The sequence below is a fragment of the Mycolicibacterium smegmatis genome (assembly GCF_001457595.1).
In the GTDB taxonomy this organism is placed as follows: Bacteria; Actinomycetota; Actinomycetes; order Mycobacteriales; family Mycobacteriaceae; genus Mycobacterium; species Mycobacterium smegmatis.
In genome coordinates this window covers 1085358-1109103 of sequence record NZ_LN831039.1, presented here as the reverse complement: position 1 = coordinate 1109103, position 23746 = coordinate 1085358, and the positions used below count along the sequence as shown (strand labels likewise).

The 23746-nt window shown below is 68.5% G+C and carries 27 protein-coding genes; 12 read left to right on the top strand and 15 right to left on the bottom strand.

Annotation, left to right across the window (positions count from 1 at the left end; genetic code table 11):
- Positions 1–65 precede the first annotated feature (65 nt).
- The 4 genes from AT701_RS05070 to AT701_RS05055 all read left to right on the top strand — a co-directional run bounded on the left by AT701_RS05070 (position 66) and on the right by AT701_RS05055 (position 2922).
- Positions 66–389 carry a DUF3349 domain-containing protein gene (locus AT701_RS05070; RefSeq protein ID WP_003892430.1) on the top strand — a complete coding sequence of 108 codons (324 nt, stop codon included), beginning with the start codon at positions 66–68 and terminating at the stop codon, positions 387–389.
- A 44-nt stretch (positions 390–433) separates the two neighbouring features.
- Complete coding sequence (menE, locus tag AT701_RS05065; protein WP_208857156.1) at positions 434–1525, top strand: o-succinylbenzoate--CoA ligase; 1092 nt, start codon at positions 434–436, stop codon at positions 1523–1525.
- Between the two features lie 39 nt (positions 1526–1564).
- Positions 1565–2179: a pyridoxamine 5'-phosphate oxidase family protein gene (locus tag AT701_RS05060; protein ID WP_058127536.1), complete on the top strand. Its 615-nt coding sequence runs from the start codon at positions 1565–1567 to the stop codon at positions 2177–2179.
- 245 nt (positions 2180–2424) lie between these two features.
- Complete coding sequence (locus tag AT701_RS05055) at positions 2425–2922, top strand: histone-like nucleoid-structuring protein Lsr2 (protein ID WP_233032081.1); 498 nt, start codon at positions 2425–2427, stop codon at positions 2920–2922.
- A 19-nt stretch (positions 2923–2941) separates the two neighbouring features.
- On the opposite strand, the gene AT701_RS05050 is transcribed toward AT701_RS05055, so the two are convergent.
- Positions 2942–3799 (bottom strand): GNAT family N-acetyltransferase, encoded by an 858-nt coding sequence (locus AT701_RS05050; RefSeq protein WP_011727348.1) that lies wholly within the window; start codon positions 3797–3799, stop codon positions 2942–2944.
- A 51-nt stretch (positions 3800–3850) separates the two neighbouring features.
- Here AT701_RS05050 and AT701_RS05045 point away from each other — a divergent pair, with 51 nt between their 5' ends.
- Positions 3851–5215, top strand: a complete 1365-nt coding sequence (locus tag AT701_RS05045) for a hypothetical protein (RefSeq protein ID WP_058125301.1) — start codon at positions 3851–3853, stop codon at positions 5213–5215.
- On the opposite strand, the gene AT701_RS05040 is transcribed toward AT701_RS05045, so the two are convergent.
- The 5 genes from AT701_RS05040 to AT701_RS05020 are packed head-to-tail and all read right to left on the bottom strand — an operon-like array spanning position 5141 to position 8728.
- Positions 5141–5635: a hypothetical protein gene (locus AT701_RS05040; protein ID WP_029104357.1), complete on the bottom strand. Its 495-nt coding sequence runs from the start codon at positions 5633–5635 to the stop codon at positions 5141–5143. The two genes, AT701_RS05045 and AT701_RS05040, sit on opposite strands and share 75 nt — an antisense overlap.
- Positions 5632–6786 (bottom strand): molybdopterin-dependent oxidoreductase, encoded by a 1155-nt coding sequence (locus tag AT701_RS05035; protein ID WP_014876933.1) that lies wholly within the window; start codon positions 6784–6786, stop codon positions 5632–5634. The genes AT701_RS05040 and AT701_RS05035 overlap by 4 nt, the downstream gene beginning before the upstream one ends.
- The gene (locus tag AT701_RS05030) at positions 6783–7412 is read right to left on the bottom strand and encodes a class I SAM-dependent methyltransferase (protein ID WP_011727344.1); all 630 of its coding nucleotides are present in this window, start codon (positions 7410–7412) and stop codon (positions 6783–6785) included. Before AT701_RS05030 ends, AT701_RS05035 begins: the two co-directional genes overlap by 4 nt.
- A gap of 3 nt (positions 7413–7415) precedes the next feature.
- Positions 7416–8069 carry a TIGR04282 family arsenosugar biosynthesis glycosyltransferase gene (locus AT701_RS05025; RefSeq protein ID WP_011727343.1) on the bottom strand — a complete coding sequence of 218 codons (654 nt, stop codon included), beginning with the start codon at positions 8067–8069 and terminating at the stop codon, positions 7416–7418.
- A complete protein-coding gene (locus AT701_RS05020) occupies positions 8069–8728 on the bottom strand; it encodes a glycosyltransferase family 2 protein (RefSeq protein WP_011727342.1) in 660 nt (219 codons plus the stop codon). Before AT701_RS05020 ends, AT701_RS05025 begins: the two co-directional genes overlap by 1 nt.
- 104 nt (positions 8729–8832) lie before the next feature.
- Between AT701_RS05020 and AT701_RS05015 the strand changes: the two genes are divergently transcribed.
- Positions 8833–9510, top strand: a complete 678-nt coding sequence (locus AT701_RS05015) for a response regulator transcription factor (protein WP_011727341.1) — start codon at positions 8833–8835, stop codon at positions 9508–9510.
- Entirely contained in the window at positions 9507–10520 is a 1014-nt protein-coding gene (locus AT701_RS05010) for a sensor histidine kinase (protein WP_011727340.1), read from the top strand. Before AT701_RS05015 ends, AT701_RS05010 begins: the two co-directional genes overlap by 4 nt.
- A gap of 9 nt (positions 10521–10529) precedes the next feature.
- On the opposite strand, the gene AT701_RS05005 is transcribed toward AT701_RS05010, so the two are convergent.
- Genes AT701_RS05005 through AT701_RS04990 form a run of 4 tightly spaced genes read right to left on the bottom strand, consistent with a single transcriptional unit; the run spans position 10530 to position 13772 of the window.
- On the bottom strand, positions 10530–11657 hold the full coding sequence (locus AT701_RS05005) for an NAD(P)H-dependent flavin oxidoreductase (RefSeq protein ID WP_003892418.1): 1128 nt from the start codon (positions 11655–11657) through the stop codon (positions 10530–10532).
- Positions 11658–11713: 56 nt separating this feature from the next.
- Positions 11714–12754, bottom strand: coding sequence for an NAD-dependent epimerase/dehydratase family protein (locus tag AT701_RS05000; protein ID WP_058125300.1), 1041 nt, complete (start codon positions 12752–12754; stop codon positions 11714–11716).
- Positions 12751–13530 (bottom strand): S-methyl-5'-thioadenosine phosphorylase, encoded by a 780-nt coding sequence (locus tag AT701_RS04995; protein WP_011727338.1) that lies wholly within the window; start codon positions 13528–13530, stop codon positions 12751–12753. The genes AT701_RS05000 and AT701_RS04995 overlap by 4 nt, the downstream gene beginning before the upstream one ends.
- Positions 13527–13772, bottom strand: coding sequence for a hypothetical protein (locus AT701_RS04990; RefSeq protein WP_011727337.1), 246 nt, complete (start codon positions 13770–13772; stop codon positions 13527–13529). Before AT701_RS04990 ends, AT701_RS04995 begins: the two co-directional genes overlap by 4 nt.
- A 90-nt stretch (positions 13773–13862) precedes the next feature.
- Here AT701_RS04990 and AT701_RS04985 point away from each other — a divergent pair, with 90 nt between their 5' ends.
- Positions 13863–14732 carry a 1,4-dihydroxy-2-naphthoate polyprenyltransferase gene (locus AT701_RS04985; RefSeq protein WP_058127535.1) on the top strand — a complete coding sequence of 290 codons (870 nt, stop codon included), beginning with the start codon at positions 13863–13865 and terminating at the stop codon, positions 14730–14732.
- A 4-nt stretch (positions 14733–14736) separates the two neighbouring features.
- Here AT701_RS04985 and AT701_RS04980 read toward each other — a convergent pair whose 3' ends face one another.
- The gene (locus tag AT701_RS04980; RefSeq protein ID WP_058125299.1) at positions 14737–15117 is read right to left on the bottom strand and encodes a hypothetical protein; all 381 of its coding nucleotides are present in this window, start codon (positions 15115–15117) and stop codon (positions 14737–14739) included.
- 120 nt (positions 15118–15237) lie between these two features.
- On the opposite strand from AT701_RS04980, the gene AT701_RS04975 reads away from it, so the two are divergent.
- From AT701_RS04975 to AT701_RS04965, 3 genes are all read left to right on the top strand, one after another.
- Complete coding sequence (locus AT701_RS04975; protein WP_058125298.1) at positions 15238–15789, top strand: TetR/AcrR family transcriptional regulator; 552 nt, start codon at positions 15238–15240, stop codon at positions 15787–15789.
- A gap of 87 nt (positions 15790–15876) precedes the next feature.
- Positions 15877–17226 (top strand): MFS transporter, encoded by a 1350-nt coding sequence (locus tag AT701_RS04970; RefSeq protein WP_058125297.1) that lies wholly within the window; start codon positions 15877–15879, stop codon positions 17224–17226.
- A gap of 117 nt (positions 17227–17343) precedes the next feature.
- Positions 17344–17997, top strand: coding sequence for a response regulator transcription factor (locus tag AT701_RS04965; RefSeq protein ID WP_058125296.1), 654 nt, complete (start codon positions 17344–17346; stop codon positions 17995–17997).
- Here the strand turns inward: AT701_RS04965 and AT701_RS04960 are convergent.
- From AT701_RS04960 to AT701_RS04950, 3 genes are all read right to left on the bottom strand, one after another.
- Positions 17975–20053: a TRAP transporter permease gene (locus tag AT701_RS04960; RefSeq protein ID WP_058125295.1), complete on the bottom strand. Its 2079-nt coding sequence runs from the start codon at positions 20051–20053 to the stop codon at positions 17975–17977. The two genes, AT701_RS04965 and AT701_RS04960, sit on opposite strands and share 23 nt — an antisense overlap.
- A 2-nt stretch (positions 20054–20055) precedes the next feature.
- The gene (locus AT701_RS04955) at positions 20056–21105 is read right to left on the bottom strand and encodes a TAXI family TRAP transporter solute-binding subunit (protein WP_080627975.1); all 1050 of its coding nucleotides are present in this window, start codon (positions 21103–21105) and stop codon (positions 20056–20058) included.
- A 116-nt stretch (positions 21106–21221) separates the two neighbouring features.
- A complete protein-coding gene (locus AT701_RS04950; protein WP_223495340.1) occupies positions 21222–21584 on the bottom strand; it encodes a LytR/AlgR family response regulator transcription factor in 363 nt (120 codons plus the stop codon).
- 166 nt (positions 21585–21750) lie between these two features.
- On the opposite strand from AT701_RS04950, the gene AT701_RS04945 reads away from it, so the two are divergent.
- Positions 21751–23382 carry a GAF domain-containing sensor histidine kinase gene (locus tag AT701_RS04945; RefSeq protein WP_058125294.1) on the top strand — a complete coding sequence of 544 codons (1632 nt, stop codon included), beginning with the start codon at positions 21751–21753 and terminating at the stop codon, positions 23380–23382.
- Positions 23383–23458: 76 nt separating this feature from the next.
- On the opposite strand, the gene AT701_RS04940 is transcribed toward AT701_RS04945, so the two are convergent.
- Positions 23459–23707 (bottom strand): keratin associated protein, encoded by a 249-nt coding sequence (locus tag AT701_RS04940; protein ID WP_003892405.1) that lies wholly within the window; start codon positions 23705–23707, stop codon positions 23459–23461.
- Positions 23708–23746: the final 39 nt, after the last annotated feature.

Below are 23746 nucleotides of genomic sequence, written 5' to 3'. Positions count from 1 at the left end.
CTCGGTGGATATACCGATATACCTGACCCGACAGCTCCCCCTCGGTGCCGCCTCAGGAGTTCGACGTGAACGCATTTCTCGCCAAGATCGCGGCCTGGCTCAACGCCGGGTACCCCGAGGGCGTGCCCGGCCCCGACCGGGTGCCGCTGCTGGCATTGTTGACCCGTCGGCTCACCAACGACGAGATCAAGGCCATCGCGGAGGATCTGGAGAAACGTGCTCACTTCGACCACATCGACATCGGCGTGCTGATAACCCAGATGACCGACGAGATGCCACGCGAAGAGGACATCGAGCGTGTGCGCAGGCATCTTGCGTTGCAGGGCTGGCCGCTCGACGATCCGCGCGACGGCGAGGAGCCCGACGGTGAATCGGGAGGCCCGCGATAGCCGTCCTGCGCCCCGTCGCGGTCGATGCGTCGGCCGCGCAACTGCTGACCGTCCTCGAGGATCTGCTGGCCGGCGGCGGATCCGCGATCCTGCCGGTGCCTGCTGCGGACCGACGCCAGACCGCGCTGCTGACATCGACGTTGCGCGCCGGAGAATCCATCGACGACGACGTCGCCGTGGTGGTCTCGACGTCGGGGACGACGGGTGCACCCAAGGGTGCGTTGCTGACACGCAGCGCCCTGGTCTCCAGTGCCGAGGCCACCTACGAACGCCTCGGCGGGGCGGGCCGATGGTTGCTGGCACTGCCCGCCCACCACATCGCCGGGTTGCAGGTGCTGGTGCGCAGCACCGTGGCGGGCACCACACCCGTGACCATTCCCGCCGGTTTCGAACCCGGCGAATTGCCCTCTGCCATAGCGCGATTGGGCCCGGGACGCAAATACGCGTCGATGGTCGCGATCCAACTCGACAAGGCACTGCGCGATCCGGCGGCAACCACGGCGCTGGCCGAACTCGACGCGGTGCTCATCGGCGGCGGACCCATGCCTGCGGGTATGGCCGAACGCGCTGCCGCGGGCGGGGTCCGAGTGGTCCGTACCTACGGCATGAGCGAGACCGCGGGCGGATGCGTGTACGACGGGGTGCCGCTCGCGGGGGTGACGATCCGCATCGAGGACTCGCGGATCTCACTCGGCGGCGCGACGGTCGCGAAGGGCTACCGCAATCCGGTGGAGCCGGACCCGTTTTCCGAACCGGGCTGGTTTCGCACCGATGACCTTGGCGTCCTTGACGATTCGGGTGCGCTGCGCGTACTGGGACGCATCGACGACGCGGTGAGCACAGGCGGCCTGACCGTGCTGCCCCAACTCGTCGAGGCCGCGTTGGTGACCCACCCCGCGATCGCCGAGGCCGCGGTGTTCGGGGTGGCCGACGAACGGTTGGGACAGCGCGTGGTGGCCGCGGTGGTGCTCGCGGCGGGTTCACCGCTCCCCGAACTCGCCGAACTGCGCTCGCACGTCGCGCTGACCCTCGACGCCACGGCCGCGCCACGCGAGGTGCATGTGGTCGACGAACTGCCCCGGCACGGCATCGGAAAGCTCGACCGGCGCGCCCTGGTGGCCCGGTTCGGCGGTTGAGGGGTTTTTCCGGTTGCGGCGTGCAGGCATGATGTGAACATGCGCCAAGAGGTCACCTCAGTGGACGAACTGCGTGCCATCGTCGGACACCCCAACAAATACGTCGCGAACAAGGTCACCGCGCGACTCTCCGAAGTACAGCAGGACTGGCTTGCCGCCTCACCGCTGTGTTTCGTCGCGACCACCGACGCCGAGGGGCGCGTCGACGTCTCCCCCAAGGGCGATCCGCCGGGATTCGTGCGCGTCATCGACGACACCACGATCGCCATTCCGGAACGACCGGGCAACAAACGCGTCGACGGTTATCTGAATGTCCTGCAGCAACCGCACGTCGGCACGGTGTTCCTCATTCCCGGCCGCGGTGACACGTTGCGGATCAACGGCACCGCGAAAATCCTGTCCGACGCCGATTATTTCGACGACATGGTGGTCGACGGCAAGCGCCCCATCCTGGCGCTGGAGATCAGCATCGAAGAGGTTTTCTTCCACTGCGCCAAGGCTTTCCTGCGCTCGGACACATGGAAGCCCGAAACGTGGAATCCCACCGCGGTGCCGTCGGTGGCACAGTTGGCCAAGGCGTTCAAACCCGATATGAGCGACAAGGAACTCGACGAGTACTACGCCGAGGACAACCTCCGCAAAATCCTCTACTGATTCGCGGCGACCGTGCATCGTGGGCGGGATTTCAGCGCTTTTTCCGCCAAGGATGCACGGTGGGCGCTTATGGGTGATGCCATTGACCACTGGCGGAGAACCCCGGTATTTCGGGCCCGCGGAAATGATCAATGATGGCGCGCGGCCGGTTTCCGATGCAGTGATGTTCTGACCGCTCACAACACACGGTAGGCTTTGGAATAAAAATAGTCACCGACATCGGAGGAAGCTGCGTGGGAAAAATTGTGACGATCGACTACATCGACGATCTCGACGGGGTTCCGATCGACGAGAAAGATGTTGACACGGTCGAATTTTCGTACCGCGGCGAGGACTACACACTTGTCCTGACCACCAAGAACGGCGCCCAGTTCAACAAGGACATCGCGCGCTACATCAAGGCCGCAAAGAAGGCGAAGGCCGACGACGGACGTGTGACGCGCAAGGCGGCCCGCGCCCGGAAACCCGCCGAGGCCAAAGCTGCCTCGAAGGCGGAATCGAACGGGACCTCGAACGGGGTGTCGAAAAGGGCATCCAACCGGGCGCTCAAAGCGGCAGCCGCCAAGGGCGCACCGAAGCGCAAGGCCTCTTCGCGCAGGACCGCATCGAAAACTGCAGGCACGTCAAGCCAGGAGCGCAGCCGCGCGATCCGCGAATGGGCGCGGGCCAACGGCCACAGCGTCTCCGAGCGCGGACGCCTTTCCACCGAGATCATCACCGCGTACGAAGCCGCGAATCAATAACCTCGAATATCGGACTGCGTCAATTCGACGGCGGTTTGACGAGGATCGCACGGGTGTAGAGCAGTTGGAAGCCGCGGCGCTGCACGTTGTGCTGTGACAGCGATCCCGGTGCGGTGGTGACGACCGCGAGTTCGCAGCCCGCCGCCGCGGCGTCGGCGAGCCTGGCCCGCAACAATGCGGATTGGACACCGCGACGCCGGTACGCCGGCGCGGTTGCCGCACCGGTCAACTGCGCGATCCCGTCGGTGAACCGCACGCTGCCGCCGCCCACGACCGCGCCGTCACACAACGCGACATAGGGTGTCGCCCCGGCCTTTTGGAAGTCGCGGGTGACCCGATCCACGACGTCGCGGGGAAAGTCCTCGTGGCTGGGCACGCCCTGGGCGTCTGGATGCGCGAAACCGTCGACCACGACGTCGACAAAGGCCGTGAGATCCTGTGCCCGGTGCACCTCGACCCCGGCGGGCGGGCCGGAGGTCTCGCCCGTGACGCGTCGGCCGAGGACGTTCTCGAACCCCTCCAGCCGATAGCCGCGACCGGTCAACAATGCGGCGATTTCGGGATCTGCCAAATTGGACAGCTCGACCTGGGTCGCCGACCCACGCGCCGCGAGGGCACGCTCCACCCGCCCGAGAACCGATTCGTCCGGGACGCCCTTGAAACCGAGGCCCACCACTTTGTTCATGGGCGAACCTGGTTCGGCGAAGCAGGCGAAGCCGCCGGCCACCGGCAGGACGAGTCCCTCGGCGCCGCGGCCGCGTGTGGCCTCGGTGGCGGCCGTGATCAATTGCGCCTCGGCACGTTCGATACGCCGGGCCAACTCGATCCCGCAGAACAACTGTTCGTCGACCACGTCCGGTATTGTGCCCGACCGCACCGTCAGCGAAACGTCAGCCTCTGCTCAGCCGTATGGCCATAGGCTGAGCGCATGCAGATCGGGCGACGCGAACTGGTGGCGGTGATCATCGCGATACTGCTGGTGACGGCGGCATTCGTGGTGCCGCATCTCGATCTCGGCATCGTCACGCCACTGATCAACAGCACACCGGCGCAGATCTACAGTTTTGCCGACACCGCACCGATTTTCGGGTGGTGGAATGCCCACGTCGGCTGGGGCACGGTGCCGGCCGTCCTGATCGGCGCGGCCACGGTCTGGTGGGGCCCGGCGGTGGCCCAACGCCTGCCGTGGCGCGCGCTGCCGCTGGTCGCGTGGGTGACCTCGGCGCTGTGGGCGTTCTCGCTGGCCATGATCGACGGTTGGCAGCGCGGGTTCGCCGGCCGGTTGACCGCGCGTCACGAATATCTGCGCCAGGTGCCGTCGGTCACCGACATCGGCGAGGCGCTGCGCACGTTCTCCAGCAGAATTCTGGACTTCCAGCCGGATTCGTGGATCACCCATGTGTCAGGCCACCCGCCGGGCGCGCTCTTGACGTTCGTGTGGCTCGACCGCATCGGTCTCGGCGGCGGCGCGTGGGCCGGATTGCTGTGCCTGCTGGCCGGTTCGAGTGCCGCGGCCGCGATCGTCGTCGCGCTGCGGGCCGTATCGGGTGAGGCCACCGCACGACTGGCCGCACCGTTCGTCGCGGTGGCGCCCACCGCGATCTGGATCGCGGTGTCGGCCGACGGGTATTTCGCCGGGGTCGCGGCGTGGGGTCTGGCTCTGTTGGCGCTCGCGGTCCGCGACAGTGTCCACCGGCGGCGGGTGGCGTTACCGACCGCGGTGGGCTCCGGTCTGCTGCTGGGCTGGGGAATCTTCCTCAATTACGGCCTGGCGCTGGCCGCGCTGATCGCGTTGGCCGTGCTGATCACGGCGCCCGACTGGCGGGCGGCGCTGCGTGTGGCCGTTCCGGCGGTCATCGCGGTGCTCGCCGTGGTGGCGGTCTTCCTGGTCGCCGGGTTCTGGTGGTTCGACGGTTACACCCTGGTGCAGGAACGCTATTGGCAGGGAATCGCGAACAACCGGCCGTTCCAGTACTGGTCGTGGGCGAATCTCGCGTCGGTGGTGTGTGCGATCGGATTGGGCAGTGTCGCCGGGATCGGCCGGGTGTTCGACATCAAGGCGGCCCGGCGCAATCCGGGCCTGCCGATGCTGGTGATCGGTGCGCTGCTGGCCATCACGTTCGCGGACCTGAGCATGCTGAGCAAGGCCGAGACCGAACGCATCTGGCTGCCGTTCACGGTGTGGCTGACCGCCGCGGGTGCGCTGCTGCCCCCGCGGTCACACCGTTGGTGGCTGGGGCTCAATGTCGCAGGCGCGCTCGCGCTCAACCACCTCATCCTGACCAACTGGTAGTGGCTGACGGGACCGCTTGAACGCCACGTCTTTCAGGGCCTTCCCACCCATATAGGCGGGCACACACAGCCACACGACCGCCAGCGACCACCACAGGCCGCGCACATAGTCGCGGTCGAGCACGCTCAGATTGTCGGGTCGCAGGCCCGGCTTGCCGTACACCGGGATCGCGAGCAGCGCCAGGACCACGCTGCACAGCGCCGCCAGAGCGACCGGGGCCTGCCAGCGCACCGGGACGAGGCGGCGACTGCTCCAGCCCAGTGCGGCGCAGACGGGCGCGAACACCAGATCGTGCACGACCACCGCGACCAGGGCCCACACCACGATCCGCACGAGGATCACGGGCGGGTTGTCCCACAACAGCACCGCGCCGTAACCGCCGACGACGACACCGAGGGCCGCCAACACGATTCGTGTCATGGCACCACCTCGATGCGCGAAAGCCATTTGGTCTGCAGCACTCCCGGACGTGTCGGCGCGATCAACCGGCACGGGTAGCCGTGATCGAGGTCGAGCGCCTCCCCGTTGAGCCGCAACGCGATCAGCGTCTGCGAATCACGCACGTGCCGCGCGGGCAGCGTGGTGCGCGAGTACGGACCGGGCGGTTCCAGCGAGATCATCCGCACGTCGGAGTCCGGCGAGGCGCCCACCGTGGCGAGGAGATCGGCGAGCACCGCGCCGGTCCACTCGGCGTCGACGCTCCACCCCTCGACGCAGGCTATGGGCAGTCGGTGCGTGACCTGCGGCATGGCCTGCAGATCCTCGAGCGTGAACGCACGGCTGACCGCGCCGTCGGTGACCGTCAGGCGGTACTGCGGTGAGCGTGCCGTGCGCAGCACACCGGCCGCGATCGCCGAGCGGTTCACCGGAACCCCCTGCGGCCCTTGACCCGTGCGCGGCGCCAGCACCGAGACCTTCCGCAGCAGCGGCACGGTCTGCCCGGCCGTGGCGACCGTCGCGACCGCCACCGCGAGCCAGGTGCCGCGCAGCACGGTGCGGCGCGTGAGCCCCCGTGACAGTCCGGGGACGCCGGGCAGCTCACCCGACGGTTGCTCCAGCGGTTCGCCCAGCGCTCTGCGGATGACGGGAAGTTTGACCGCGATGTGCACCAGCACGGCGCCCGCGGCCACATAGGCCATCGCGTAATGCGATGTGGTGAAGAAGAACTCGAACGCGTACCACTGCGCGATGTTCATGATCCCGGTGGACAGCTGGAACAGCATGGCGCCCACGAGGACCAGGATCGAAGCACGCTCGAGCTGGCGTACGAACCCGCCGATCACGGGACGCTCGAACAGCTTGGGCCACACCGACCACAGCTTCACCACGATCAGCGGGATGGCTGCGATACCCGAGATCACGTGCAGCCCCTGGGTGAGCCGGTAGAGCCACACCGGGCGCGTCGGCCAGAAGAACCATGGCTGCGGGTGCTGGATGAAGTGGCTGATCAACCCCGTCACGAAGCACACCGCCACCGCGACGCCCAGTGCGAGGCCGACTCTCGCGGTGATCGCGGTGCCGCGCAACGGGGCCGGTTTTTCTCCCGCCCTCGTCCCGGCCTGCGGGCTCATGCCGCCACCAGGCTCGCCACGGCCCGGTCGCCGATCGAGTGCACGGTGCTCAGCGCCAGGCCCACGTCGGCCGCGATGTGCTCGGCGCAGTCCAGTCCGACCGACGCCCAGCGGAACCACGGGCCGACGGCATGCGCGGACTCCAACCGCACCCAGTTCGCCTCGACCCCGGTGATATCGGTGTCGAACTCGGCGAGGCATTCGCCACCCCGGCGCAGCAGTTCGCCGGCGCGCTGCAGCACGCGCCACGGATCTCCGCCCAGCCCCACGTTGCCGTCGGCCAGCAGCGCGGTGTGCCACCGGCCGGTTCCGGGCAACGGCCCGAACAGATCCCGGCACAGCACGGGAACCCCGCTGTTGCGCGCGATCGCGACGGCCGCCACCGACTGGTCGACGCCGAGCGCGGGAACTCCGCGGCGCACCAGACCGGCCACCAGACGTCCGGGCCCGCAACCGAGATCGATGGTCGGCCCCGAGCACAGGTTCACCACGGTGCGGTCGAACCGGCGCTCGGAACGCGCGCCACCCAGCCACCGGCGCACCGGCAACCGCTGCACACGCCCGTCGGCATGCCGGATCCAGCAGCGTTCGCCGTCGAGCGCCCTGTCGTAGAGATGTCCGTGCACGCCTCACACCCCCTCGGTGGCACATGCGAACCTGCTGCCGGGCCGGCACGCGCGGCGCACCGGGTCGATGTCGTCGATCGTGTCCACATCGGCCAGCTCGGCCAGCAGTTGCACGGTGATCCCGTTGTCCCGCAACGCCGCAAGCGTCAGCTCGCCGGTGTCGGGCCGCGACATCGGCACGGTGCGCAGGCACGCGGCCGCGGCGGCGTCGTGCACACCCAGCACCCACCAGCCGCCGTCACATGCCATGCCGAGAACCGCATCGGCACCCAGCAGCGCCTGCCCGCAGTCGCTGAGCAGCCCGGCACTGACCTGCGGGGTGTCCATGCCGATCTGCAGCACGGGGAAACCCGGTCGCGCGGCGTCGGAATGCGCGTGGACCAGACGTTCGGCGAAACCGTCGCCGCGTTGCGCCACGACCGTGAAATCGGCCAGGCGGTCGGCGATTTCGCGTCCCCGGCAGGCTTCGGCGAGATCACCCGTCATCGCGACCACACGGTGCGCCACGGGCGCGCCGGCCACCGCGTCCAGCGTGTCGAGCAGCGCTGCCGCGGCGATGTCCGCGGCCACATCGGCGCCGACTCCCGCGGCCAGGCGGGTTTTCGCCAGGCCCGGCACGGGCGCCTTGGCGACCACGAGCACCGTGACCGCGAGCATCAGATCGCCCGCCAGAAGTCGACCGCGGCGATCACGCTGCCGCGAAGCGAACCACTGACCTTCGATCTGCCACCGGTGCGCGCGCCGTAGGTCACGTCGTGCTCCACCACGCGCCATCCGGCCTGGGCCGCGCGCACCAGCAGTTCCAGCGGATATCCCGACCGGCGGTCGGTCACCCCCAGGTCCAGCAGCGCCTCGCGGCGCGCCACCCGCATCGGGGCGATGTCGTGAACCGGCAGTCCGTACCGTCGCCGCAGCCGCCAGCACACCGCGGCCGTGCCCAACCGGGCGTGCCACGGCCAGCGCAGCCCGGCCACGGGCCTGCGGCGTCCGATCACCATGTCCGCGCCGTCGTCGAGCGCGCTCACCAGCGCAGGCAGCGCGGCCGGGTCGAGCGATCCGTCGCCGTCGAGCACGGCCACCACCGGCGTCTGCGCCGCGAGGACCCCGGCGTGCACGGCCGACCCGTAACCCGGCCGCGGTTCGTGGACCACCACGGCGCCGTGTGCACGGGCCACCTCGGCGGTGCGGTCGGTGCTGTTGTTGTCGACGACGAGCGCCTGGTAGCCGTGCGGTATCGCGGCGAGCACCGCAGGTAGGGACTGCTCTTCGTCGAGACAGGGCAGCACCACCGTGACGGTTGCGGATCGGGGGGCCACGTACGCGACGTTAGGTCGCGACGTTGGTGAACACCATGGGCAATCCATGACGAATTCGTGACGCAGGTGCTGGTAGCGGCCGTGCGGCACTAGCCTCAGAGACTGTGCCCCGTGTCCTGATCGCCGACGACGACACCGTCGTCCGCGACGTCGTCCGCCGCTACCTCGAACGTGACGGGCTCGACGTGACCATCGCGCACGACGGCTCGGAGGCGCTGCGGCTGCTGGAGTCCGAGCAGCTCGACGTCGCGGTGCTCGACGTGATGATGCCCGGGCCCGACGGGCTGTCGTTGTGCCGCGAGCTGCGCAAATACGGTGATTACCGGCTGCCGGTGATCCTGCTGACCGCGCTCGGCGAGGAGGACGACCGCATCGCGGGGCTGGAGGCCGGCGCCGACGACTACCTGACCAAACCGTTCAGCCCGCGCGAGCTGGCCCTGCGTGTGCGGTCGGTGCTGCGCCGCACGTCCGGGCTGACGACGCCCGCGCCGGCCGAACTCACGGTCGGCGAACTGCGCGTGTCGACCGCGTCGCGGTCGGTCACATTGTCCGGGCGCCCGGTGAACCTGACCAACCGCGAATTCGACCTGCTGGTGTTCTTCCTGACCCATACCGACACCGTGTTCTCGCGCGAGGATCTGCTCAAGCGGGTGTGGCGGTGGGACTTCGGCGACCTGTCCACCGTCACGGTGCACGTCAAGCGGCTGCGCTCGAAGCTCGGCACGCACCACCGGGTGCAGACGGTGTGGGGCCGCGGCTACCTCTGGAGTGGACAGCCATGACCGACCTGTGGCAGATCGCCGGATGGGCACTGGCCTGCTCGGTCCCCGTGGTGCTCGCAGGCGCGGTGATCATCCACCTGGCACGGTCCTGGTCGCTCGCGGTCAGCATGGTCGCGCTGGTGCTCATCCCCGTGGTCGCGACATTCACCGGTGTGATCGGCGCCAGCGGGTTCATGATCACCGCGACGTTCGAGCGCATCGCGGTGGTGCTGGTGATCGTGTCGGTGGTGACGATCCCGGCCGCGATCATGCTGGCGCGATACCAGGCCCGACGCACGGTGTGGGAGCAGGAGATCCGCGACGCCGAACGCGCCGCCGAGCATTCGCGTCGCCGGCTGGTCGCGTTCGTCAGCCACGATCTGCGGACCCCGCTGGCCGGTATCCGCGCGGTCGCCGAGGCCATCGCCGACGGTGTGGTCACCGACGACGAGGTCAGGGTGCACGCCAAACAGATCGAGCAGGAATCGATCCGGCTCGCCGAGATGGTCGACGACCTGTTCGAGATGTCGAAGATCAACGCGGGGGCGATCGCCCCCACACGCGATCAGGTGGCGCTCGACGAGGTGGTCGACGACGTGCTGTCCGCGCATCGCCTGCCCGCCCAGCGTGCCGGGGTGACGCTGCGGGCCGAGTTGCCAACGGGTCCGGTGCGCGTGATCGGCAGCGACCGCTCGCTTCTGCGGGTGCTGTCGAATCTCGTCGCCAACGCGATCGCGCACACCCCCGACGGTGGAAGTGTCACGCTCGCGGTGGGTTCCGACACCGACGGCGCGTGGATCCGCGTCGACGACACCGGCGTCGGCATCGACGAGGCCGATCTGCCGAAGGTGTTCGACGTGGCCTACCGCGGATCCAACGGCCGTGTGCCGCGCGCTGATTCGTCGCTGCCGAGCGGTTCGGGGCTGGGCCTGGCGATCGCCGCGGGCCTGGTGGCCGCCCACGGCGGATCGCTCACGGCGAGCAACCTCGACACCGGTGCACGGTTCGAGGTCCGCCTGCCCGCCGCGTGACACCGGGCGTCAGTCCGGCAGCGAGTTGCTCAGCCGTTCGGTGGCGGCCAGGTAGTCCTCGATGAACTCACGCACGACCTCTTTTGCGGGCTTGACCTTGTTCATCAGGCCCACGCCCTGACCGACGAAGTACGTCGCGAGCTCCTGGGCACCCTGATGCCCTTGTGCGGCAAGCACATCGATGCGGCGGATCACCGGCTCGGCGAGCATGTTCTGCAGCGGCAGCGGCAGGGTCGGATGCCCGCCGGGTGTGGGCGCCCAGGCCTTGGTCCAGTCCGAGACCAGCTGACGCGCGGGCTTGCCGGTGCGCCCGGTCGACCGGATGGTGTCGCGCGAGGTAGCCGCGAGCATCTTCTGCACGGTGGCAGGCGCGGTCTCGGCCTCCTCGGTGGTCAGCCACACCGAGCCCGTCCAGGCACCCGCGGCGCCCATGGCCACGGCCGCGGCCATCTGCCTGCCGGTCACGATGCCGCCCGCCGCCAGCACCGGGATGTCGCTGCCTGCCTGGGCCAGGGTGTCGATCACCTCTGGCACCAGCACCAGCGTCGACACCTCGCCGCAGTGGCCGCCCGCCTCGGTGCCCTGCGCGACGATGAGGTCGACGCCCGCCTGCACCTGCTTGAGGGCGTGCTCCCGCGCGCCGACCAAAGCCGCCACGGGCACACCGCGCTCGCGACCTGCCTCGATCATGTAGTCCGGCGGAACGCCAAGGGCGTTGGCGATCAGCTTGATCGGGTGGCTCAACGCGACGTCGAGCAGTTCGCGTCCGGTGTCCCCGGACAGCGAGGAACCACCCAGCCGCTGCTTGGGGTCCGGTTCGATGCCGTGCTCGGCGAGCAGACCGGTGATGAAGTCGCGGTACTCGCCGGGGATGCGGTCCTTGAGCTGGTCGCGGGTCAGGTTCTCGCCCTTGCCCTCGAATTTCGCGGGCACGATGATGTCGGCGCCGTAGGGCTTGCCGCCCACCTGCTCGTCGATCCAGGACAGTTCCTGGTCCAGCTGCTCGGGCGTGTAGGCCGTGGCGCCGAGCACGCCGAAACCGCCTGCGTTGGTCACCGCGGCCACCACGTCGCGGCAGTGGCTGAACGCAAAGAGCGGGAAGTCGATACCGAACTGTTCACAGATCGCGGGTTTCACCCCGTCAGTATCGACCACGCCACTTGACGGGTGTCAAGTGGTCCTCGGTCACTCCCTCAGTCACGCAGTCTGGCGAACGCGAACTCCCGCAGGCCGTCGCGCGGGTCGATCGCAGCGCGAAACCCCAGCACCTCGTGGGCGCGCGCGGGATCGGCGACGATGTGCCGGACGTCGCCGCTGCGGTACTGGCCGGTGACCACCGGCCCGGGCGCCCCGCGCACCTCACACAACTGCGTGGCCACGTCCATGATCGAGATGGGCCTGCCCGAGCACACGTTGAACGGGTGGAATCCGTCCAGGCCCCCGTCCACGGCGTGCACGGCCGCCAGGTTGGCCGCCGCGACGTCGTCGACGTGCACGAAGTCGCGCATCTGGCCGCCGTCCTCGAAAACCCTTGGCACATCACCAGATTCGAGCTGGGAACGGAAGATCGCCGCGACCCCCGAATAGGGGGTGTCACGCGGCATGCCCGGACCGTAGACGTTGTGATAGCGCAACGCCACCACCGAACCGCCCACGGCCACGGCCCACGCGAGCGCGTAGTGCTCCTGGGCGGCCTTGCTCGCGGCGTACAGGCTGCGAGGACGCACCGGCGCGTCCTCGCCGACCAACTGCCACCGCAGCGGTTCCTCGCCGACCGGGCACCGGTGTTCGAACACCCCGGCATCGAGATCGGCACGTGAGCGCGGCATCGGGTCGATCTCGCCGTGCTCCACGCAGTAGAAACGGCCCTGCCCGTAGACCACCATCGACGACGCCAGCACCAGGCGAGTGCACCCCGCCTCGAACATCTGCGCCAAGAGCACCGCGGTGCCGAGATCGTTGTGACTCGCATACGACGGGGCGTCACCCGGGTTCACCCCGGCACCCACCACCGCGGCCTGATGACAGACCACGTCGACGCCAGAGAGCAACGGCGCCAACGCATCCGCGTCGCGCACGTCGATCAGCTCGCAACCCTCGGGCGGTTGGGCCCCGGTGCGGTGCGCAGCGGGCAGCATCGCGTCGACGCCGATCACCTCATGGCCCGCGTCGCGCAGCGCCACCGCGATCCGGCTGCCGATGAACCCGGCCGCACCGGTCAGCAGGACCCTCATGGCAACTCGAAGGGCAACTGCACCCCGCTGTGGGTCAGGCAGTGCGTGCAGGTCCGCTCGACCTCGACGGCCTCGAGTGCCTCGAAGACGAGTTTCTTGAACGGCGGCATGTTGCGCTCGAACTCGGCGAACACGTCGACCGCGCGGACACCCGACCCGACCTCGATGCCCGCGTCCAGATCGGTCACCAAAGCGACTGCCGCATAACACATCTCCAGCTCACGAGCGAGGACCGCCTCGGGATAGCCGGTCATGTTCACCAGCGTGAAGCCCTGGCTCGCGAACCAGCGGCTCTCGGCGCGCGTGGAAAAACGCGGACCCTGGATCACCACCATGGTGCCACCGTCGACCACGCCGGGAAGCCCCGTGGCCGCGGCGCGCAGCGTCGGGCAGTACGGGTCGGCGAAGGCGACATGGATTCCGCCGGAATCGAAGTACGTGTCGTCGCGCCCGCTGGTGCGGTCGACCAGCTGATCGGGCACCACGATCGAACCCGGCCCAAGATCCGGCGTGAGGCTGCCGACCGCGCATGGCGCGAAGACGCGTCGCACCCCGAGAGAGCGCAACGCCCACAGGTTGGCGCGGTACGGCACGGTGTGCGGCGAGAACTCGTGCTTCACGCCGTGCCGCGGCAGGAACGCCACCTCGTGATCACCCACCGTGCCCACCGTGATGGGCGCGCTCGGCGGGCCGTACGGGGTCTCGACGCTGACCGCTCGCGCGTCAGAGCCGAAGAACGTGTAGAAACCGCTGCCGCCGATGACCCCGAGCATCACTCGGCGATGTCTGTGTCTTCTGCGTCTCCTGCGGCGCTTTCCGGGGCGCCTGCCCGCGCCGCGCGGCGCGCGATGTCACCGATCTCGAACACCTCGGTCGCGAGACCCCCGATGGCCGACGCCACGTCCTTGACGGCCGTGGTGACGATCGTGGCGACCTCCCCCACCGTCGTGGCCAGCGCCTCGACGGACTCCTGCAGCGCGTCCTTGCCGATCTCGGTCTTGCTGAGCTGCTCGTTCATGGGGCCAGTCTAGGTCGGCCCGCGCAGCAGGACATGTCCTGCGAATACTGTGCGTATCCCCGCAAACACCCGTGCAAATACGATGGCGGCGTGGCCAGTTTCGCGCAGTGGATCGAAGGCGCCCGCCCCCGTACGTTGCCCAACGCCGTATCACCGGTGATCGCCGGCACCGGCGCGGCGGCCTGGCTGGATGCGGCCGTGTGGTGGAAAGCATTGCTGGCGTTGGCCGTCTCGCTCGCGTTGATCGTGGGTGTCAACTTCGCCAACGACTACTCCGACGGCATCCGCGGCACCGACGATGTGCGGTCGGGGCCGCTGCGCCTGGTGGGTTCGAAACTCGCGTCGCCCCGCGCGGTGCTGACCGCGGCGATCGTGAGCCTGGCCGTCGGCGCGGTGGCCGGCCTGGCGCTGGCCGTGACGAGCGCGCCGTGGCTCATCGCCGTCGGCGCGGTGTGCATCGCCGGGGCGTGGCTGTACACCGGCGGCAAGAAGCCCTACGGCTACCAGGGCCTCGGCGAGGTCGCGGTGTTCATCTTCTTCGGCCTGGTCGCGGTGCTCGGCACGCAGTACGTGCAGGCGCTGCGCGTCGACTGGGTGGGCCTGGTGCTCGCGGTCGCGATGGGATCGCTCTCGTCGGCCGTGCTGGTGGCCAACAACCTGCGCGACATCCCGACCGACGCCCAGACCGGCAAGATCACGCTGGCCGTGCGCCTCGGCGACGTCCGCACCCGCGTGCTGTTCCAGGTGCTGGTGGGGGTCGCGATGGTGCTGACACTCGTGCTGATGCTCGCGACACCGTGGGCCGCGGCGGGCCTGGTGGCGCTGCCGCTTGCCGCGCGTGCCGCGGCGCCCGTGCGCCGCGGCCTGGGCGGCAAGGATCTGATCCCCGTGCTGCGTGACACCGGCCTGACCATGCTGGTGTGGGCGCTCGCGGTCTCGATCCCGCTGGCGTTCCTCTAGGCGATCACGCCGCCCGGCGCTCACGCGCTGCGGTGGTTTCGGCTGCCGGCAACACCGCGACGGCAACGGTGTCGGTGTCGGTGCCGGGGTCGACCGGGCGGTAACGCTGCGCGTACCGATCCGCGGCTTCGGCGTCGCGTGGCCTGTCGAAGATGCTCACGTTGTGGGCATCGGCACCGCGTTCGGCCTTGAACTTGCGCGCGGCCACGCGAAAGCCCACGACGGAAGCGGTCACGCTTCCCGCCAGGGCGACACCCGCGAGCCGGGCCACGTCGGGGCTGCCGACTGCGAGCGAGCCGACCAGCACACCGAGCGAGATGAAGCCGAGGAGCAACATCACGTAGGCGACATAGGAGACCGAGATCCGACCGGGTTTGGCGCGCATGCCATCCACCTTTCTGCTGAAGCTGACTCGAACGGGTACGATTCGCTACGCGTAGCGTATCGCCGCTACGGCTAGTGTAGCGCTAAACGACGGCGAAAGCTCCCGACGAACAGGACCCAGATGGCAGAGCGACGACGCGTTGAGGACGGCATCACCGAATCGACCCTGCACCTGCTGCGCAGCGGAGGTCCGCGCGCCGTCACGGTCGAAGCCGTCACCTCACACTCGGGTATCGCCAAGACCACGATCTACCGGCGCCACCACAACCGGCGCGAGATGCTCGCCGCGGCGCTGTCGGGCCTGGCCACACCCGAATCGCTCGACCCCGGCGCCGACGCGCCCGACCGGCTCCGCTGGGTCATCGCCCAGGCGATCGGGACGATCGAGGACGGCATCGGGATCGGCGGCCTGGCAGCGCTGTGCACCGAGGACGACCCCGAGTTCAACACCTTGTTCCGGCGGATCCTGGTCGAACAGCGCGCGGCCCTGGCCGAGGTGATCGACGCGGCCAAGACCGATGGGTCGATGCGCGACGACGTCGACGCACAAACGCTGATCGATGCCGTGGTCGGCGCCTACATCGCCGAATCCGCCCGCACCGGCGCAGTCGCCGACGGCTGGCAGGAGCGACTGTTCGCGCTCTTCTGGCCGATCGTGCGCGCAAGCGCTTGACTGGTTCGTGACCTGCGCGCGAGGGCACACCCGGCAACGACTACCCTGTCCGTCGTTCGGGGGACACACCAACTCTGGGGGACGGTCATGACGGTTGCCGGCCAGGCACACCCGCCCACGCGATCCGGCGCCGCGGAAACCCGCCGCGCCATCTGGAACACCATCCGCGGATCGTCGGGCAACCTCGTCGAGTGGTACGACGTCTACGTCTACACGGTGTTCGCGACGTACTTCGAGAAGCAGTTCTTCGCCGAAGGCGACGAGAACTCGACGGTCTACGTCTACGCGATCTTCGCGGTGACGTTCCTGACCCGCCCCATCGGCTCGTGGTTCTTCGGGCGCTTCGCCGACCGCCGCGGCAGGCGCGCCGCGCTGACGTTCAGTGTGTCCCTGATGGCGCTGTGCTCTTTGGTCATCGCCATCGTGCCGTCGCGTGAGGTGATCGGTGCGGCCGCACCCGTGATCCTGATCCTGTGCCGCCTGGTGCAGGGCTTCGCCACCGGCGGCGAGTACGGCACGTCGGCCACCTACATGTCGGAGGCCGCAACCCGCGAGCGACGCGGTTTCTTCTCGTCGTTCCAGTACGTCACGCTCGTCGGCGGCCACGTGCTCGCGCAGTTCACGCTGCTGATCATCCTCACGGCGTTCACCACCGAGCAGGTACACGACTTCGGCTGGCGCATCGGCTTCGCGATCGGCGGCGTCGCCGCGATCGTGGTGTTCTGGCTGCGCCGCACCATGGACGAGTCGCTGAGCGAGGAACAACTCGAGGCGATCAAGACGGGCAAGGACACGAGTTCGGGCTCGCTGGGCGAACTGCTCACGCGGTACCCCAAAGCGCTGCTGATGTGCTTCCTGATCACCCTCGGCGGCACCATCGCGTTCTACACCTACAGCGTCAACGCCCCGGCCATCGTCAAGACCACCTACAAGGACCAGGCGATGACCGCGACCTGGATCAACCTGTTCGGGCTCATCTTCCTGATGCTCTTGCAGCCCGTCGGTGGCCTGATCAGCGACAAGGTGGGCCGCAAGCCCCTGTTGCTGTGGTTCGGTTTCGGCGGCGTGATCTACACCTACATCCTGATCACCTACCTGCCGCAGACCCACTCGGCGATCATGTCGTTCCTGCTGGTCGCCGGCGGCTACATCATCCTCACCGGATACACCTCGATCAACGCGGTCGTGAAGGCCGAGCTGTTCCCGTCGCACATCCGCGCGCTCGGCGTCGGCGTCGGCTACGCGCTGGCGAACTCACTGGTGGGTGGCACCGCGCCGGTGATCTATCAGGCCCTCAAGGAACGCGACCAGGTCCCGCTGTTCATCGGCTACGTGACCGTCTGCATCGCGATCTCGCTGGTGGTGTACCTGTTCTTCCTCAAGAACAAGTCCGAGACCTACCTGGATCGCGAAAAGGGTGCGGCGTTCGTCCGGTGATCGATCGCATTCGCCCGGCGCATTCACGTTGACATTTACCTAGCCCGTTCACATAGCCGCGCACACGCCGATGGGAAATGATGGATCATCCCGAGCGGGGCACCGAGAGGATCACCGATGAGTGGGCTGCAAGTCGTCGTCGCCGACGACGACGTTCTGTTGCGTGAAGGGCTCTCGAGCCTGCTCGACCGGTCCGGCTTCGACGTCGTCGGCCAGGCCGCCGACGCGATCGAACTGCTCACGCTGGTGCGGGAGAAGACACCGCAGCTGGCGGTCGTCGACATCCGGATGCCCCCGACCAACACCACCGAGGGACTCGACGCCGCCAAGGTGATCCGCAACGAGTTCCCGGGCACCGGCATCCTGGTGCTCTCGGCACACGTCGAGGTGGAGCACGCGACCGAACTGCTCGCGAGCGGTCACGGCATCGGCTATCTGCTGAAGTCACGCGTCACCGACGTGTCCGACTTCGTCGAGACCCTCGAACGCATCGCCAAGGGCGCCTCGGTGGTGGACCCGGCGCTGGTGTCGGAACTGGTGTCCGCGCGCCGGCGCGACGATCCGCTGGCCGCGCTCAGCGCACGCGAGCAGGAGGTGCTCATGCTGATGGCCGAGGGCCGGTCCAACGCGGGTATCGCACGCCGGCTGTGGGTCACCGAGGGCACGGTCGAGAAGCATGTGCGCAGCATCCTGACCAAGCTCAACCTCACCGAGACCGCCGACGATCACCGCCGGGTGCGCGCGGTGATCACGTACCTGGAGTCGCGCTGAGCGACTGAGCCTCGTCACCGCGGAACCGGGCCAGGCCCAGGTTCAGTGCGAGCGCGAGCACCAGCAGCCCCGCCCCGACCGCGATGGTCAGCGGTTGCAGGTACAGCAGCAGCGCCGCCGCGGGCGCACACAGCGCCCGCTCGGGCCAGCCCGCACGACGAACCATCCACCCGCCGGTGAGCACCGCGAGAGCCACCACGCCCAGCGCCACGACCGCCATCGTCCACACCGCGTCGGTGAACGACCGCAGCCCGATCAGTCCCTGCCCGTTCTCGGTCAGCACGAACGCGAACGGCACCAAGAACGCAGGCAGCGCGTACTTGAACGCCTGCATCATGGTGGCGATCACCCGCCCGCCGGTGATGGCCGACGCGGCCACCGAGGCCAGCGCCGTCGGTGGCGTCACCTCCGACAGCACCGCGAAGTAGAACACGAACATCGCCACGGCGGGTGCGGCCACCCCGAGGTCCTGCAACGCGGGCCCGATGATCACCCACGCGATCACGAAAGACGCCGTCACCGGAACCGCGAGACCGAGCACCGAGACCGCCAGCGCGGCGAAGATCGCCGTGAGAATCAATACGGCCGTAGGGTTTTCCGCGATCGACCGGGCGGTGTTGACCAGGATCGAGTTCAACTGCAACCCGAGACCGGTCCTGGTGATCATCGCCGCGACGACACCCGCGGCCGCACAGACCGCCGCGACCGACAGCACTCCCCGGACGCCGGTCGCCAGCGCGGAGTACAACCGCGCCGGGGTGAGACGGTGCTCGCGATCCAGGAACGACAGCAGGATCGCAGCGACCGTGGCGTACACGACGGCGCGAACCGCCGAGACGTCCATGGCGAGCAGCACCACGATCAGCACGAGCGAGGCGAGGTGATAGCCGAACCGGGCCAGCAGGCGCCACGCCGATGTGGTGGCGACCTCGACTTCCCTTGTGCCGTAACGCCGTGCGTCGATCTCGACGGCCAGCAGGATGCCCAGGTAGTACAGCAGGGTCGGCACGATCGCCCACACCAGCACCGTCAGGTACGGCACCCCCAGATACTCGGCGATGATGAACGCCGCGGCGCCCAGCGTCGGCGGGGACAGGATCGCGCCGATGCCCGCCGCGGCGAGCATTCCGCCCGCATTCTCCTTGGGGTACCCCGCCTTTCGCAGCACAGGCCAGGCCACCGTGCCGAGGCTCACCGCCGTCGCGGTGCCCGAACCCGATACGCTGCCCAGCAGGAAGCCGGCCAGCGTCACCGTCCGGCCCGGCGCGGCCCGCGACTTGCGGAAGGCCGCGAAGGACAGGTTGATGAAGAACCGGCTGGCACCGGAGGCCTCGAGTACGGCGCCGTAGATCGTGAACAGCACGATGTAGGTGGCCGCGACATCCAGTGGCACGCCGTACAACCCGGTGGACTGCAGAAACGACGAGCTGACGATCTGTTCCCAGTCCACCCCGGCGTGCGCGATCGCCGCGCCCTGGGGAAGGTAACCGCCGTAGTAGGCGTAGCCGATCGCCAGCACGCACACGATCGGCAGCGCCAGGCCCGTGGTGCGCCGGCATGCCTCCAGCACCAGCAGCAGGACGATCGTGCCCACCAGCACATCGATCATGCCCGGCGTGCCCTGCCTGCCCAGGAACTCGTCGAAACCACCTCCCCCGTCACCGATCTCGATCGGCAGCATCGGGTAGAGACACGCGAACAGCGCGACAACGGCCAGCACCCAGTCCAGCGGGCTCGGACTGTCGCGCCGCGGCTCGGTTTCCCGGTTCGGGGAACGGTCGCGCCGCCACCGTGCCGGAAGCGCCAGGCCCGAGCGGTAACTCAGCAGCGTCAACGGCAGCACGGCCGCGAGGAACAGGATCAGCGCGAACTGGTTGCCCTGCGCCAGCGGGAAGAACACCTGGTAGACCGCGGACAGGCCCAGCAGCACACAACCCGCGGCCACCACGTGCCCCACCCAACCGCTCAGCTGCCGTGCGGGTTTCTCGTCCTCGTACGCCGCGGCAGCCGCCGCGTCGTTCAGTGGTGCCGGTTGTGGTGTCTCGCGCTCACCCACGGTCAATTCGCCGCGCCCAGCTCGTCGAGGGCCTTGGCGGCGCCGGGATGCAACGGCACGGGGCTGGTCTCACGCGCGTCCTGAAGCTCGATGTCCTCGGCCGCCTTGTTGGCCTTCACCAGATCGTCCTTGCGCTCGAAGAGCGTCTTGGTGAGCACGCACGCGGTGTTGCCGTCCATATCGTCCTTGACCAGAAGCACATTCGGCACGACGACCGTGGACACGTCGGCAGGGGTCTGGTAGGTGCTCGCCGGGATCACCCCCGCCTCGTAGATCGGGTTGATCTCCTTGAGCTTGTCGAGGGTGTCGGTGACGTCGATGAACTTCACCTGATCACGCCTGCTGACGATCAGATCGGTGATGCCGCTGGTGGGCAGACCGCCCGACCAGAACAAGGCGTCGATGGAACCGTCCTTCATACCCTCCACGGTCTTGCCGAGTTCGGTGCGCTGCGTCTGCACGTCGCCCGGGCCCAGACCGGCGGCCTCGAGCATGCGGTTGGCGATCACCTCGGTGCCCGAGTTCGGCGCCCCCGTCGAGACGCGTTTGCCGCGCATGTCAGCGACCGAGTTGATCCCGGCGTCGGTGCGCGCGATGACCTGCGTGTAGTTGGGATACAGCCGCGCCAGCGCCGCGATGGGCTGCTTCTCGCTGAACGACGCGGTGCCGTTGACGGCGTCGGCCGCGGTGTCGGCCAGGGAGAACGCGACCTGATGCGTGCCCGCCACGAGTTGCTGGATGTTCTGCAGCGACGCCGATGTCTCCGCAGCGGTGGCCTTGAGCTTGCCGTCGGTCTGCTGACTGATCGCCTCGGCCAGGGCACCGCCCAGCGTGTAGTACACCCCGGTGGTGTTGCCGGTGGCGATGCTCAGGCGGGCGTCGGAGGTGATCTCGCAACCGGTCGGCTCGGCCGAGGCCGCGCCGTCGCTCTCACCGCGCTGACCACCACAACCGGTCAGTCCCAGCAGGATCACCCCGAGCACGGCTCCCGCGCGCAGGGTCGTCGTCGTCGACTTCTTCCGGATGGCTGCTGCTCTACCGTGATATCCCATCTGCCGATCATGACCCCGATCGACGTCGTCGCGGAACGAAATGGGGACTCCGGGACCACATTTCTCGCGCGACACACAGATTGATCGGTGACCCAACCGAATTCGACGAACAGGCGTCAGATGGTGGCGAGCAGGTTCTGGATCGCGGGCACCGACAACGCGAACTTCGGTACGAATCCGACAGCGGGGCTCGATGCGATCATCTCCGACAGGTCCTGCTCGTCGTACGTCGAGATCAGGATCACCGCGGGTGGCCGCGGCCCGAGTTCGTCGAGCAGTTTCTCGGTGAGCTCGAACCCGCTCTCTGCGCCCAGCGCGATGTCAACCAGGACCACGTCGGGCTGCAGTTCGCGACAGAACACCATCGCCTCGGCACTGTTGGAGGCGACGCCGACGACCTCGACCCCGCCACTGTCGAGCATCGTGGCGGCAGCCGTGCGAAAACTCGCACTGTCATCGACGATGAGACAACGCATCATGCCTCCGCAAACCGCTCATGCATCCAGGGTGGCAGTCACCGGTCGGGGTGTGCATTGCTGCTAGCGGGAATTTGCCGGTACCCCTGGCATGACCGAGGTATGACAGAACCATGACCAGGAGCGTCACCGGGCATGAACCCGGATCACGCCATGTTCGTCTGTCTAGGTGAATGTGACTGGTGCAGCCGATCGACCCTCTGAGCACCGCCGCGAGTCGGCAGGTGCGCGCCTTCTTGGGTTGGTGCTGCGGCCCACCGCGCCACCGCTCAAGATCGGGATCGCGGTGGCGCTCGGTTGTATCGCCGCCGAGAGCCTGCTGGTGCACTTCATGCAGAAGGTGGCCCCCGAGAGCACGTTCGGCACGGTGTTCCTGCTCGGCGTGCTCGTGGTGTCGGCCGGCTGGGGCATGCGCCTGTCGGTCGCGACGTCGCTTCTCTCGGCGCTGGTCTACGTGCACTTCCACATGGAGACCCACGGCGCGCTGATGCCCATCTACTCCGAGGACATCGCGTCGATCGCCGTGTTCATACCGGTGGCACTGCTCGCCAACATCCTCGTCGGGCAGGCACGGCTGCGGACCGCCGAAGCCGAGCAACGCACCGTCGAGGCCGACCGTGCGGCCGCGGCGGCACAGGAAGCGCAGAAGCTGATCGAGGCCAGCCACGCCGAGGTCAGTGAGCTGGCGGCACAACAGGCCGCGCTGCGCAGGGTCGCGACCCTGGTGGCGCGCGGGTCTCCGCCCGAGGAGGTCTATCCCGCGGCGGTCGACGAACTCGCGGCCGGTTTCGGCCTGGACCACGTGGCGCTGCTGCTCTTCCCCGGCGACGGCACCTCTACCGTGCTGGCATCACGCGACGCCACAGGCGCACCGAAATTCCCTGTCGGCGAACGTATCCCGCTCGACGGGGACACCGTGACCACGCTCGTCGCGCGCACCGGCGCACCCGCGCGGGTCGACGACTACGCCGTCGTCGGGGGCGCAGGAGCGGCACGGATCCGCGAGGTCGGGATCCGCTCGGCCGTCGGCGCGCCGATCCTGGTGGACGGACGGGTGTACGGCGTGCTGCTCGTGGGTTCGTCGCAGCCGTTCGAGTTCCCTGCCGACACCGAGGTCAGGGTGGGCGACTTCGCGGATCTCGTCGGCACCGCGATCACCAACGCCGAGACCCGCGCGGCCCTCACCGCGTCGCGCGCCAGGATCGTCACGGCGGCCGATCAGGCGCGGCGCCGGTTCGAGCGCGACCTGCACGACGGCGCACAGCAGCGCGTCATCTCGCTGGGGCTCGGACTGCGTGCCGTCGAGGCTTCCGTGCCCGACGATCAACTCGAGCTGCGCCTGCAGATCAGCCGCGTGGTCGACGGTTTGTCGTCGTTGTCCACCGAACTGCAGGAGTTCTCCCGCGGCATCCACCCGGCGATCCTGTCCAAGGGTGGTCTGGGGCCCGCACTGCGGGCGCTGGCCCGCCGCTGCCCCGTGCCGGTCGACCTCGAGGTTGATCTTCCCGAACCGGTGCCCGAATCCGTCGGCGTCGCTGCGTATTACGTCGTCGCCGAGGCGCTGACCAACGCCGCGAAGTACGCCGAGGCCCAGGCCATCGTCATCACCGCCACGCTGGGCGACGACACCCTGGACCTCATGATCGACGACGACGGCGTGGGCGGCGCGGTGGCAGGCGGCGGGTCGGGCCTGATCGGGCTCAAGGACCGCGTCGAGGCGCTGTCGGGCGAGTTGACCATCACCAGCCCGTCCGGGGTCGGCACCACGATCACGGCGCGAATCCCGTTGCACCACGACTGAATGGTCCACGGCGCCGAGCGTTGGCTGGTGTGCGAATTCTCCGAGAGATCTCGCACACAAGCCAACGCTCGATGTTCTACCGGTGGCCACCGCCATGGTGGAAAAGGAGCGCATACCCGCCGAAGAACGGGTACTGGGCCTGATAGTCGACTGCCGGCGGGTTCGCCGTCACCTGCGCGTTGCCGTTGGACTGGCACAACGTCGAATTTCCCTGATCGGTGCAGGTCGGTCCGGTGGGCGCTGCCTGCGCCACGGGTGCCAGACCGACCGCAAGCGCTCCCGCACCCGCGCCCAGCAGTGTCAATGCATGAACTTTGATACTCATTTTTCGGCCAAAACTCCTTTGAATTAGCACATTTCGTGC